The organism is Vibrio sp. TMPB1044 (genome assembly GCF_030442075.1).
GTDB lineage: Bacteria > Pseudomonadota > Gammaproteobacteria > Enterobacterales > Vibrionaceae > Vibrio > Vibrio satsumensis.
The window spans coordinates 12,480-25,484 of the sequence record NZ_JAUJED010000006.1 but is presented as its reverse complement, the minus strand read 5'-3'; the positions used below and the strand labels follow the sequence as shown (position 1 = coordinate 25,484).

Here is a 13,005-nt window from a genome sequence, read left to right as displayed (position 1 = left end):
ATATTAAATTTAAACGCTTCACGAAAAATACCTAACGTGAATGATTAAACACTTTCCACGTCAGTTCAATGATGATTTTGACTTTTGGGGAAAATAAAAAACAACGTTCAAAAAGAATTACACTCTCATACATTCACGGGACAGATGCTTGCGGGTTTAAATAATAGAATCACTTCCATCAAAACATTATGGGAATGATTTTATGAACGACTATCGAAAGGCATTACTGGCGTTACCTTTGATTTTTTTAGCTGGCTGTAATTCAAGCTCAAGCAAGGCTGACACCAAGGCGCAAACGAAGCCTAAAGCTGATTACGTATTTTCATCGGCTAAGCTTGATGAGTTGTATCAAGAGCGACAAGAGCTCCAAGAAGCAATGAAGCTTACTTATGATGGTGTTCAGTATGAAAAAATTCAGTTTGCTGAAGATATTAGTGATAAGCAAAAAGTAGTTAGGCTTGTAGATAGCTTAGGCCAAAGCGTTGACCTGTACTTTCCAGATGCAGGAGTCGATGACTGTGCAATTTACAGCGAGGGTAATTTTTTTGATTCATTTGATTGTGGTACGGCTCTACGTTCAATTAGTAATGATACAACGTTAATCCAAACGACAACGGGCAATAGAAAGCTTGCAGTTGAGCTTGAATACCAAAACGAGCTGTCGCAATACGTGACTAGTCTCGGGTCTACGGTTTTGAGTAACACCAAAACTGGCAACAAGGTAACCATTACCACATCGTTTGCTTTCAACGCTTTTTACCGCGATGTGCTCAACGAGACAGGTGCTGTTGATCGAATTCGGTCTACTCTGGGGGCATCAACCTATTCTCAGCTTTTTGATATCGTGAAATTGTATCAAGGCAGTGAGATGACATTGAAGTTCACTAACCATATCGGTGGCAGCGCTGACGACGATATCAATATGTACACTGGGCGGGTGATCAACAACAACCATATGACGACGGTGGTTACCCCAACAGGCTCGGTGTTCTCTGGCGGCACGGATCTGTTCGCAGCGGGTAATCCACGAGTTTTGCAACGCGCTGATACCACCAAAGCTATTGAGCTTAATAAGCAGGTTGGTGTGCACAGTTGGGCTGAGGGTGATAAAACAGCCAAAGAATTCCCATACACCAATGAAAGCCATCGTAAGCAAGCGACCTACTTTAAAAAGGTGATGGGAGACAAAGGAATCGATTTTTATATCTTCACTTTAGATTCAGCTCCTGCCTCTGGTGAACACTGGGTGACTAAGGCCGATTCAGATAAATACGGTTTCATCACTCGTATTGAGTAGCTTTGACTCGCATTAAAAATTAGGTGTGTATGTTGAAAGGTTGGTTGTGCTTTGTCATCACCAGCCTTTTTTGTTTTGGAATTGAAGGCGGTACCGCTTGTAATGCTCATGAATTCAACGTGAGATCATGAATGTGAGTAAAAACCGCATTTATTCGCTAAGTAACAACTAATTTCTGCAGATTTGGTTTTTAGAAAGCACAATCACAGCACTTTGATGCCGATAAACTTTAATATCCGCAAGCCTTACAAGCCGAAGACGATTATGCTTGGTGATGTAAGGAGCAATGTGAATGACTAATAAGGACGATCATTTATGCAGTTACTGGCAGGCACTCTGACACACTATGCTAACCCTCAAGCACACCCTGAATTGGAGTACTCAAGTGAGCAACTTGATATTCTGAGTGTTGCGAGTTCTGAGCAGGCAATTAAGGACATTTCACAATGGCCGGGTTATTCCGTCACTCCCTTGCATGAATTGAATCGTATTTCTGCTGAGATCGGCGTAAACAAGTTTTGGTATAAAGATGAATCGCAGCGTTTTGGCTTAAAGAGTTTTAAAGCACTGGGCGGCGCTTATGCCGTTGCTCGTCAGCTTCAGATTGAAATCGCCAATCGTTATGGGAAGAACCCTACCATCAGTGAGCTGCTCAACGGGGAGTGGAAATCAGAAGTTGCTGAAATCGTTGTCAGCTGCGCGACAGACGGAAATCATGGTCGCTCCGTCGCATGGGGCGCACAAATGTTTGGTTGTGGTTGTGTTATCTACATTCACCGTGACGTCTCGGAAGGCCGCAAGCAAGCGATGGAAGCGTTCGGTGCAGAAGTGATACGCATTACCGGTAACTACGATGAATCCGTTCGCTTGGCCGACTCAGAAGCTAAAGCGCAAAATCGCGTGATTGTTTCGGACACCTCTTATGAAGGCTACATGGAAATCCCTAAAGACGTTGCTCTAGGCTACACCGTGATGTTGGCTGAAATTGTCGAGCAATTGAATGGCGAGATTCCAACTCATGTTTTTGTGCAAGGCGGTGTAGGTGGTTTGGCATCCGCTGTTTGCGGTTACTTCTGGGATCTGTGGGGCGTCGATCGTCCACGTTTTGTAATCGTAGAACCTGAGCAGGCTAACTGCTTACAGAAGAGTGCTCAAGCGGGTAAGCCAATTGTGGTTACGGGCGACTTAGAGACGCTGATGGCCGGTTTGGCATGTGGTGAGGTTTCAAGCTTGGCGTGGACGATTCTACAAAATGGCGCTGATGACTTTATGACGTTGAGTGAAGAGGCGATCCCGCAAGCGATGCGCATGTTGGCAAGTGGCGAACAAACGGAAGTAGCGATAGAGGGCGGGGAATCTGCAGTTCCTGGATTTGCCGCAGCGATCATCGCCAAGCAAGCTCCGAACTTCGCTGAAAAATTGAATTTGACTCAAGACAGTCGAGTGTTGGTGATTGGTACTGAAGGGGCAACCGACCCCGATCTCTACCAACAGATCATCGACAATAAAATCTAATAGCGAAAAGTACATAGCTAGCAGTTAGCAGTTAATAGTTAATAGTTAATAGCTAATCGCGAACAACGAATAATAAAGTAAGCCCCAAGGTTGGCGGTATGTAAGGTTTCTTCATACCGTCTTTTTTCCTCTCTTTTTTGACTTCATTTCACGACACGCCTTGCTTTCTAATCGCACTGGTCATCAATCGAGTTGGTCATCAATCGCGCTGATCATCAATTGGAATCGTCAGCCCAACCTTGACGTTATCCATCACCACATTGGTTTGAAAACTCTTGATATTGGCATTATCGAAGAAGGCTTCACGAGTAAAGTTGTCGTAACCCTCCATATCTGCTGCCGTGACAATCATGATGAAATCTGAACTGCCAGTTACGTAATAGCACTGCTGTACTGAGCGGTTGGAACTCATCTCTTTTTTGAAGTTGTGCATCAAATCCACACGCTCGCGTTCTAATGTCACCTGAACGATAAACGTCATCGCATGACCGACCGCTTTTGGGTTGATAACTGAGACATCAGCTTGAATGACACCTTGCGCCCTCATGCGTTTTAAGCGGCGCTGAACGGCAGCAGGAGACAGCCCGACCTTTTCTGCAATCTTGTCTGAGGTAGCTCTGTTTGAGTCTTGTACGATGTTAAGGATCTTCTTGTCGAAACTGTCGACCATCAATGCAGGTTGCTGTGTCATACCCATACTTCCCAATATCTATTTGTAAATTAATTGTTTCTTTTGAACCAGTGTGTGATCGAGTTAAAGGTATTTAGCCTTAACATTTAGACCTCAATGAACGAGAACAAAAAACCACTATAACGCAGAAAAAATGCGGAATTTCTGCACAAAAAGGTCATCATTTAATGATAATCCTTAAAGTTATCGGTGCATTATTAATCTTGTGAACGAAATGTAAAGATCAAATCGACAGGGTTTGAAAATTATATGAAACATGTTGTTAACATCCTTTGGGCGATGTTAACTCTCGCTCAAGGAGTTGGAAAGTATGAAATCTGCAACCGCTACTTTACAGTTTGAATTAGAAAAATTGGCACCAGCAGGACGCGTCGGTGTGATTGCGTTAGCGACAGATTTCAATATTGAGCGTGATTTAAACGCGCTGTATCCAAACGATGTGCAATCGTTCACCAGCCGCCTAAGAAACTACAACCCGTTGACGATAGAGAACCTGCGTAGAATGGAGCCGGGAATCGCTGCTTGTGCCGATACCATCCTACCGGGTACTGAATTGGATGTGGTGATCTACGCCTGTACCTCTGGCACTGTGGCGATTGGTAGCGAACGCATTACGCAGCTTATTCATCAGTCTCGCCCAAACGCTGCGGTAACGAATCCGGTAACCGCTGCCTTAGCGGCTTTCGACAGCTTTAAAGCGAAGCGTATTTCGGTATTAACGCCTTATACCGAAGCCGTAAATAAAGATGTCGCGGCATTTTTTGAATCACAAGGCATTGAGGTGTTGAGCATCGCAGGCTTTGGTTTTGAAGATGACACCGCAATGACGTTCATTTCTCCAATGGACATCAAACAAGCCGCACTACAAGTCTGTGACCCTGAAGCGGATCTTCTGTTTATCTCTTGCACTGCGTTGCGAGCAGCATCGGTGATTGAATCCATTGAAGCGCAATTAGATAAGCCCGTTGTCAGCAGCAATCAGGTGTTGGCTTGGCACTCGCTTCAGTTGATGAACTACCCCATACCCATTAAAGGGTTTGGTGCACTGCTAGAGCACCATCTCCAACCATCCTCAGATAATTGCCGAAGGTCGCAGTCGTTGTAACGACCTTTGATTAAAGCTGCTCACTTTGCGTTTACATTCAGCAGTCAGCTAACTCCATATCTAACGTTAATACAAAGAATTACACTTTGGGATCACTACTATGCCGTCTACTTTCTCGATCAAACCAGACCAACTGTCTTCGCAGCTTATTCAAAGCATGACGGAGTGGCGTCAACACTTACACCGTTTCCCTGAGTGTGGCTTTGACGTCAACCTCACCTCTGATTTCATCGCCAGTAAGCTTGAGAGCTTTGGCATCGAAGTGGTGCGTAACATCGGCAAAACAGGATTAGTAGGAATACTTCGTTCAGGATCAAGTGAAGCGAATATTGGCCTAAGAGCTGATATGGATGCGCTACACATTCATGAGCAAAACAGCTTTGTGCATTGCTCACAACATGATGGGAAGATGCACGCTTGTGGGCACGATGGGCACTCTGCAATGCTGCTTGGCGCGGCAAGCTATCTAGCCGAGAACCTATTAGCCCAAAACCTATTATCAGAGAACTCAACCTTCGATGGCACTGTGTATTTCATTTTTCAACCCGATGAAGAGCATGGTTGCGGCGCGCAAGCGATGATAGACGATGGCTTGTTTGAGCGATTCTCGATTGATGAAGTGTATGGCGTGCATAACTTTCCCGGTTTAGCGGAAGGTGAATTGATGGTTCGTCCTGGATCATTAATGGCCAGTGAGAGCAGCTTTGAGATCACGATCAACGGTGTGGGTGGGCATGCCGCTCTGCCGCATCAAGGGGTCGATCCTCTAGTCGTTGGCTCGCAAGTAATCCTTGGCCTGCAAACCATCGTCTCTCGCAATCTTAGTGCGATCCACGATACGGCTGTAGTCTCTGCGACCGAGTTTATTACAGACGGCACGGTTAACGTCATCCCGACTCAAGTGATTATTAAGGGAGATTGCCGTTGTTTTACTGAATCTTCTCTCGACCGAATCAAGCAAAGTATGGAGCGAATCGTGGCGGGCATTTGTCAGGCTGCAGGTGCGACCTACGAATTTGAGTTTATTAATACCTTCTATCCAACCATCAACAGTGAGCTACAAACCCAATATTCGGTTGCCGCCGCGCAGAAGGTGCTTGGTGTCGAGAACGTTAATGACGCCTGCGATCCACTGACAATTTCGGAAGATTTCTCAAGCATGTTGCGCGTTAAGCCGGGCTGCTATGTGCTGCTGGGTAATGGCACGGAATCGGTCGGTGGCTGCGCATTGCATAACCCAAAATACGACTTTAACGACGGCATCTTAAAGCTCGGTGCGAGCTACTGGATTCAGTTGGTGAACGACCGTTTAGCAAGATCAATTTAGAAACGGCTCAATGAGAAGTAACAAGTAGAGAAAAAGATTCAGCAGTGACGCATTTGGCACTGCAAGATGGCCGACTTTAAACGGAGTTTATTGTCGATACAGCCAATACTGAAGCGCGTGAATTGACCAAAGTCATCAGCGTGAAATTAGGATAATAAAAGGAAAGACAGGATGAAACGATTAGGCGTAGCACTGCTAAGTTTGAGCATGGTTTTTGGCGTTCATGCCGAAACATGGAAGTTTGCTTCAGAAGAGGACAAAACAGACGTTCAAGACATCTATGCGCAAAAATTTGCGGAAGTGATTAAGAAGGAATCTGATGGCGACATCCGTGTTCGAATCTATTACTACGGACAATTGGGTACAGAGAACGACATCGTAGAACTGGCTGCTAAAGGCACCATTCAATTTGTGTCTGTAGGCGCGGGTCACTTAGGGTCTTATGTTCCTGAGGTACAAGCGGTGAGCTTACCGTATGTTCTGGGTACTAACGAAGCGATCACGCATAAGGTCTTAACGGAAAGCCCAACCATCTACAACAAGCTGGCACCCAAGTTTGAGAGCGTAAACCTAAAGCTGTTGTCGATGATGTCGGAAGGCGAAATGGTGTGGGGTGGTAACAAACCTATCCGTACACCTGAGGACTTTGCTAACCAGAAAATCCGTACTTTCACTTCAACCATTCCTGTTGAAACCTACAAAGCGTTTGGTGCAACACCTACTCCTCTTTCTTGGGGTGAAGTGTACGGTTCACTGCAACTTAAGACTATCGATAGCATGGTTAACCCTATCTACTTCATCTACAACGCGAAGTGGCATGAGGTTCAAGATTACCTAATGTTCCCGGGTCAGCAACCTTATGTGAGCACCGTTTCGACCAATAGCAAGTGGTACAACGGCCTGTCGGAAGAGAAGCAAGCGATGGTCGACAAAGCGATCACCGCGGCAGACCAAGCTGCCTATGACTACCAAATCCGCATTAACAAAGAGAACATGGACAAGATCTTAAAAGAGCGTCCAAACATGCAAGTGGTTGTGTTGACGGATGAAGAGCGTGAGCGTTTTAAAACACTCAGCCAAAAACTGCACACCACCTACTATGACGTGGTAGCAAATGCCTACCCTGCCGGTGAGCAAAGTGAAGCGCGTGAGGGTGCGAAAAACATTCTCGAAGAAATCCTAGGTGAAGTGAAGGCTGCTTCAGCAACGCAATAAAAAGCGTTAGTAAGGATGAATGCTATCCACTGTTCATTGGCGGCGGGTAGCTTATTCCCACCTTCTCCAATTTGTGGCAATGGACCCCTGTCACTGAACGAAGTATGGAGCACTGCCTGTTATGAAAGAATTGCTAGATAAAATCAGTGTTGTGACGGAAAAGCTAGAGCGCTTTTTGATCATGACCGCCATTCTCACGATGATGATTAATTCTACGGCCAATGCGATTGGTCGCTATGCTTTTAACAAAAGCCTGTTTTTTTCAGAAGAGCTCAATCAATTTCTGATTGTGTCTGTGACCTTTATTGGCTTCGCTTATGCAGTGCGCTAAGGGCGAAATATACGCATGACTGCGGTCTACGATTCACTAAGCACAAAAGCTCAAAAAGTTCTCACAACCATCATTGCGCTACTCACTGCCATGTTGATGTTTTACCTCACCTACCATGCGTTCTTTTATGTCAAAGAGCTCAAAGACATCAATCGATTAAGCCCAGCTCTACAGTTCCCGGTTTATTGGGTATACGCGATCATTCCGATTGGTTTTTTCATTGCCGGATTGCAATACAGCATGAGTTTCTTGATGAACTTACTGCACAAAGAGATCTACGTGTCATTTGACGTGATTGAAAATAGAAACACAAAAGTAGGTGAGTTCGAATGAGCGATGTTGCACAGTTTTTCTCGGACATTATTGCCGGCGAATTAGATATTTATGTCATCACATTTACTCTTGTCTCTGTGATGGTGATTTTGCTGTTTTTGAGCTTCCCAATGATTGTGCCGCTAGCGGTTGGGGCTCTGATTGGCTTGATTCATTTCTCTCAGGTTGAGCCGGGAGTGCTTATTCAGCAAATGGTCACGGGCATCTCACCAAACGCACTGATTGCTGTGCCGATGTTTATATTGGCGGCAGATATTATGACGCGTGGACATACGGCCTATAACTTACTTGGTCTGATTCAAGCGTTTGTAGGGCATCTGCGTGGTGGGCTGCCGATTACCACCTGCATTAGCTGTACTCTATTTGGATCTGTTTCTGGTTCGACCCAAGCCACCGTGGTGTCGGTTGGTCAAATCATGCGTCCGAAATTGTTGCAAGCAGGGTACAAAGACAGTTTTGTGATGGCTCTGATCATCAATGCCAGTGACATCGCGTTTCTTATCCCACCGAGTATCGGTCTGATTCTTTACGGCACTTTAGCTAATGCCAGTGTGGGTGAGCTATTCATTGCTGGTATTGGCCCTGGCTTAGTGCTCGCGACCTTGTTCTCCTTATACAGCTATGCCTACAGCGTAAAACACAGCGACACCATCACTTTGGTTGAAAAAGCCAACACAGCAGAACGTATTGAAGCGATCAAGAAAGCGATTCTTCCTCTTGGTTTCCCTGCTTTGATCATCGGTGGTATTTATTCTGGCGTAGTCACACCTACCGAAGCAGCCTCATTTGCCGTGTTGTATGCAATCATCGTTGAGTGCATTTTTTATCGCAAACTTGGCGTAAAAGACATCTGTGATGCAGCGTTAAATACCGGCTTGATTACGGCGGTTGTGTTTGTGCTGGTGGGTGTCGGTCAGGCGTTTTCTTGGTATATCTCGTTTGAGCAAATCCCTCAAGAGTTGTTAGCTCCTCTCAATCTAGAAGACGCTTCGCCTGAATTCATACTGTTTGTTATCGCACTGACTTTCTTTGTCGGTTGTATGTTCGTGGATTCATTGGTGGTTCTTCTTATCTTGACGCCGATTTTCATGCCGATTGTTGATGCAGCGGGCATCGACCCAATCTTGGTCGGTGTGATGGTGACGCTACAAATGGCGATTGGGTCGGCCACGCCTCCATTCGGTTGTGACATCTTCACCGCGATTGCGATTTTCGAACGCCCTTATATGGAAGTTATCCGCGGAACACTGCCGTTTTTCCTCATCTTGATATTGATGTCTGCTTTGCTGATTTTCTTCCCAAGTATCGCTCTGTTACCAAGAGATGTTTTATTCAATTAATTCGCCGAGTTACCCTAATTCAATCAAGGATAGAGATATGAGTATATTGCCGTTAACACCTCCGCAGAGAGGGTTTGAATCAGCAGAACTAGAGCAACGTACTGTCGAGTTACAACAACGTCTACGTGCTCAAAACATCGATGCTGCGTTTTTTACGACCGAACCTGAGTTTCGCTATTTCAGTGGCTTTAAATCGCAGTTCTGGGAAAGTCCAACTCGACCTTGGTTTTTGGTGGTGCCTGCGGTTGGCAAGCCTATCGCTGTGGTGCCAGAGATTGGTGTCGCTGGCTTTGATGATACATGGATTGACGACGTGCGCAGTTGGCCATCACCAAGGCCAGAAGACGACGGTATCTCTTTGCTAGCGGCTACGTTGTCTGAAGTATCGAGAGGATCTCGTCGAATCGGTTCGATGGTCGGCCCAGAAACACATCTGCGTATGCCAGCCATTAACTATGCATTGTTACAGCAGAAACTAAGCCAACATAGTGTGGTGGATGTATCGCTGATGATTCGCGATCTGCGCAGTGTTAAGTCTCAAGCAGAAATCGATAAAGTGCGCTTTGCGTGCCAAGTCACGGCGGCGGGTTTTGAGTATCTTCGCCAAAATTTAGCAATAGGTATGACAGAGCGACAGGCGTGTAAAGCCATGCATTTGGAAATGCTACGCTTGGGCGCTGATGCATGTCCTTATCTGATCTCGGCATCCGGCCAAGGTGGTTATGACAACATCATCATGGGACCAACCGATCGTGTGCTTTCTGAAGGAGATGTTTTGATCATCGATACGGGTGCTAACTTTGATGGCTACTTCAGTGACTTTGACCGGAACTATGCGTTTGGATATGCGCAGCCAGATACAATAGCGGCTTATGACGCGGTGTATCAGTCGACAGAAGCAGGGTTAGCGATTGCTGAACCGGGACGAACAACCGGAGACGTGTGGCAAGCCATGTGGTCGGTGCTCGAAAAGAACGGTGCACTCGGCAACGATGTGGGTCGCATGGGGCACGGCTTAGGCATGCAGCTAACCGAGTGGCCATCACATGTGCCTAACGGTGATGTGATCTTAAAACCCGGTATGGTGCTAACGCTTGAGCCGGGCATGGCATTTGCGAAAAATCGCATGATGGTGCACGAGGAGAACATTGTTATCACAGAATCTGGCTGCGAGATACTGCATCAAAGAGCCTGGCAATCGATGCCGATTATCGGCTAATTGCGCTTAGAATCTAGTCATAATGCTGAATCCTGGTGAAGGAGGGCGTTCAAGCACTTTGTTGGACGCTCGGTTTTCTTTTTCACTTCGCTATACCTCGTCATCTTTTACACTTAAATACCTCTAATTTCCGAATTCCTCTTTTTTTCAAGAATCTCTCTTTCTGTTCAAATATTGTCCTTGTTGAGTAAAAACATTTGACTAATAACTATCACACCTCAAATCTTTAATTGTTTTCGTTAGTGCTCTAAATGATATTTAATTTATTGTTTTATAATGATTTTTGTTGTTTTGAATGCTGCGTTGTTACGAGTTTGTTTTAAATAATCATTTGAACCCTAACTAAATTTCTGTCATTTTATATTTAACTGAACGTTCAATATAAAATAAAAGGACTAAGAAATGCCGAAGGTTGGGATGCCTGATATACGTAAACCACAGCTTGTTCAAGCCACCATGACGGTGATTGATCGAGTGGGTTTGCATGCCGCGAGTATTGCGTTGATCAGCAAAGAAGCGGGAGTCTCCACTGGCATTATTAATCACTATTTTGGTGGAAAGCATGGGCTGCTCGAAGAGACCATGCGTGAAATCCTTCGCCAACTTTCCAATACCATCACCACTTCACTAAAAGCACTTCCTGTTGATGCTCACCAACAGAGAATTAACGCGATCATCGATGGTAACTTCGAAGGTTACCAAGCAGAAAATAAGGTCGCGAAGGCGTGGTTGGCATTTTGGTCATATTCAATGCATGACGAGCAACTGAAAAGACTGCAGCGTGTGAATGAAAAACGTTTGATTTCACACTTACGTCTTGAGTTGAAAGGTATTTTGAATCATGAACAAGCGGATCTCGTTGCTCACGGGATTGCGTCTCTGATTGATGGTTTGTGGCTGAGAGGCACACTAAACCCAGATGGTATCGATGCTCAAAAGGCGCGCGCCATCATCAATGATTATCTAGATAAACAACTTACGTTCTACTCGTGTCACAGCAAATAGATCGCAGTGGTAGCGTTAGACCTAGATCAAGATAAAGAACTAGAACGACCACTATTCGCACCTAATACTCACATATAGACCAGTAGAGTCTAATAACAATAATTAAGTCAGAATCTCAAATGGAAATGAACTCGTTATACATCGATGGCGCAGCGGTTAAAGCAACCTCTGGTGAAACCTTTGATAGCATTAACCCTGCAAACGGCGAACCTATCGCGACGTTAGGCCAAGCATCTTCAGCGGATGTCGACAGTGCTATTGAATCTGCGAAGCGCGGATTTGCGGTATGGTCAGCAATGACCGCTGTGGAACGCAGCCGTATTCTTTTGAAGGCAGTGGAAATACTTAGAGCTCGAAATGATGACCTTGCAAATCTTGAGGTTGTTGATACGGGCAAGCCGCTGCAAGAAGCGATTGAAGTGGATGTGGCGTCTGGCGCTGATGTTATTGAATACTTTGCTGGTTTGGCTCCAACGCTACAAGGCGACCAACAGCCGCTGAGCGAATCTCAATTTTTCTACACTCGCCGCGAGCCGCTAGGCATTTGTGCGGGCATCGGCGCGTGGAACTACCCCATTCAAATCGCGATGTGGAAATCGGCTCCGGCATTGGCCGCGGGTAACGCGATGATTTTCAAACCTTCAGAAGAAACGCCGCTAACGGCGCTCAAGCTTGCAGAAATCTTTACTGAAGCTGGTCTTCCTGATGGCGTGTTTAACGTGGTTCAGGGCGATTACCGTGTTGGTCAGATGCTAACGGCTCACCCAGACATCGCGAAAGTGTCGTTCACGGGCGAAACCGGTACCGGTAAAGCGGTAATGGCAGACAGCGCTAAGACGCTGAAATCAGTCACCATGGAACTTGGCGGCAAGTCACCGATGATCGTGTTTGATGATGCGAAATTGGATGATGCAGTTTCAGCTTCGATGGTTGCTAACTTCTACACCCAAGGCGAAGTGTGTACTAACGGTACCCGTGTTTATGTACACGAAAACATCTACAACGCATTCATCGATCAACTTAAAACACGCACTGAGAAGCTGATCATTGGTGATCCAATGGACATGGATACTCAGATCGGCGCGTTGATTTCTAAAGAACACCTTTCAAAAGTCCTTGAAGCAATTGAGCTAGCTAAACAGTCGGGTGCAACCTTGCTGACGGGCGGCTATCAAGTGACGGACAACGGCCTCGAAAACGGTAACTTTGTTATCCCAACCGTGTTTGTTGATTGCGAAGACAACATGCCTCACGTTCAAAAAGAGATCTTCGGCCCTGTAATGTCAGTGTTGAAGTTTACCGACGAAGACGATGTGATTCGTCGTGCTAACGATACTAAGTACGGCCTCGCTGCTGGTGTGTTCACGCAAAACCTTTCTCGCGCTCACCGTGTTATTCATCAAATGCAGGCGGGTATTTGTTGGGTTAATACATGGGGTGACTCACCTGCAGAAATGCCTGTTGGTGGCTACAAACTTTCAGGGGTTGGCCGCGAAAACGGGCCAGAGACTCTACTCCACTATACGCAGATTAAGAGTATTCTTATTGAACTTGGCGACTACGCCAGCCCTTATGCCTAACGCGTAACACTCAATTTTATGGGTTAGCTTAACAGAGCTAGCCCTAC

At 45.8% G+C, this 13,005-nt stretch carries 10 protein-coding genes and 1 pseudogene; 10 read left to right on the top strand and 1 reads right to left on the bottom strand.

The features are described 5' to 3' along the window. Positions 1-202 precede the first annotated feature (202 nt). Positions 203-1,297 carry an alpha/beta hydrolase gene (locus QQ041_RS03020; protein WP_285953088.1) on the top strand — a complete coding sequence of 365 codons (1,095 nt, stop codon included), beginning with the start codon at positions 203-205 and terminating at the stop codon, positions 1,295-1,297. Positions 1,298-1,612: 315 nt separating this feature from the next. Further along, entirely contained in the window at positions 1,613-2,812 is a 1,200-nt protein-coding gene (locus tag QQ041_RS03015; RefSeq protein ID WP_285953087.1) for a diaminopropionate ammonia-lyase, read from the top strand. A gap of 199 nt (positions 2,813-3,011) precedes the next feature. On the opposite strand, the gene QQ041_RS03010 is transcribed toward QQ041_RS03015, so the two are convergent. Next, positions 3,012-3,503 carry an Lrp/AsnC family transcriptional regulator gene (locus tag QQ041_RS03010; RefSeq protein WP_285953086.1) on the bottom strand — a complete coding sequence of 164 codons (492 nt, stop codon included), beginning with the start codon at positions 3,501-3,503 and terminating at the stop codon, positions 3,012-3,014. Positions 3,504-3,813: 310 nt separating this feature from the next. Between QQ041_RS03010 and QQ041_RS03005 the strand changes: the two genes are divergently transcribed. The 8 genes and pseudogenes from QQ041_RS03005 to betB all read left to right on the top strand — a co-directional run bounded on the left by QQ041_RS03005 (position 3,814) and on the right by betB (position 12,958). Beyond that, a complete protein-coding gene (locus QQ041_RS03005; RefSeq protein ID WP_285953085.1) occupies positions 3,814-4,608 on the top strand; it encodes an Asp/Glu racemase in 795 nt (264 codons plus the stop codon). A gap of 100 nt (positions 4,609-4,708) precedes the next feature. Further along, complete coding sequence (locus tag QQ041_RS03000) at positions 4,709-5,935, top strand: M20 aminoacylase family protein (protein WP_285953084.1); 1,227 nt, start codon at positions 4,709-4,711, stop codon at positions 5,933-5,935. A gap of 171 nt (positions 5,936-6,106) precedes the next feature. Beyond that, entirely contained in the window at positions 6,107-7,150 is a 1,044-nt protein-coding gene (gene dctP / locus QQ041_RS02995; protein WP_285953083.1) for a TRAP transporter substrate-binding protein DctP, read from the top strand. Positions 7,151-7,271: 121 nt separating this feature from the next. Further along, positions 7,272-7,814, top strand: a pseudogene (locus QQ041_RS02990) (TRAP transporter small permease). After that, positions 7,811-9,154, top strand: a complete 1,344-nt coding sequence (locus QQ041_RS02985) for a TRAP transporter large permease (protein ID WP_285953082.1) — start codon at positions 7,811-7,813, stop codon at positions 9,152-9,154. The pseudogene QQ041_RS02990 and the gene QQ041_RS02985 overlap by 4 nt, the downstream one beginning before the upstream one ends. A 37-nt stretch (positions 9,155-9,191) precedes the next feature. Continuing rightward, complete coding sequence (locus QQ041_RS02980; RefSeq protein WP_285953081.1) at positions 9,192-10,373, top strand: Xaa-Pro peptidase family protein; 1,182 nt, start codon at positions 9,192-9,194, stop codon at positions 10,371-10,373. Between the two features lie 402 nt (positions 10,374-10,775). Next, on the top strand, positions 10,776-11,378 hold the full coding sequence (gene betI / locus QQ041_RS02975) for a transcriptional regulator BetI (RefSeq protein WP_004732441.1): 603 nt from the start codon (positions 10,776-10,778) through the stop codon (positions 11,376-11,378). A gap of 119 nt (positions 11,379-11,497) precedes the next feature. Further along, a complete protein-coding gene (gene betB / locus QQ041_RS02970; RefSeq protein ID WP_285953080.1) occupies positions 11,498-12,958 on the top strand; it encodes a betaine-aldehyde dehydrogenase in 1,461 nt (486 codons plus the stop codon). Positions 12,959-13,005: the final 47 nt, after the last annotated feature.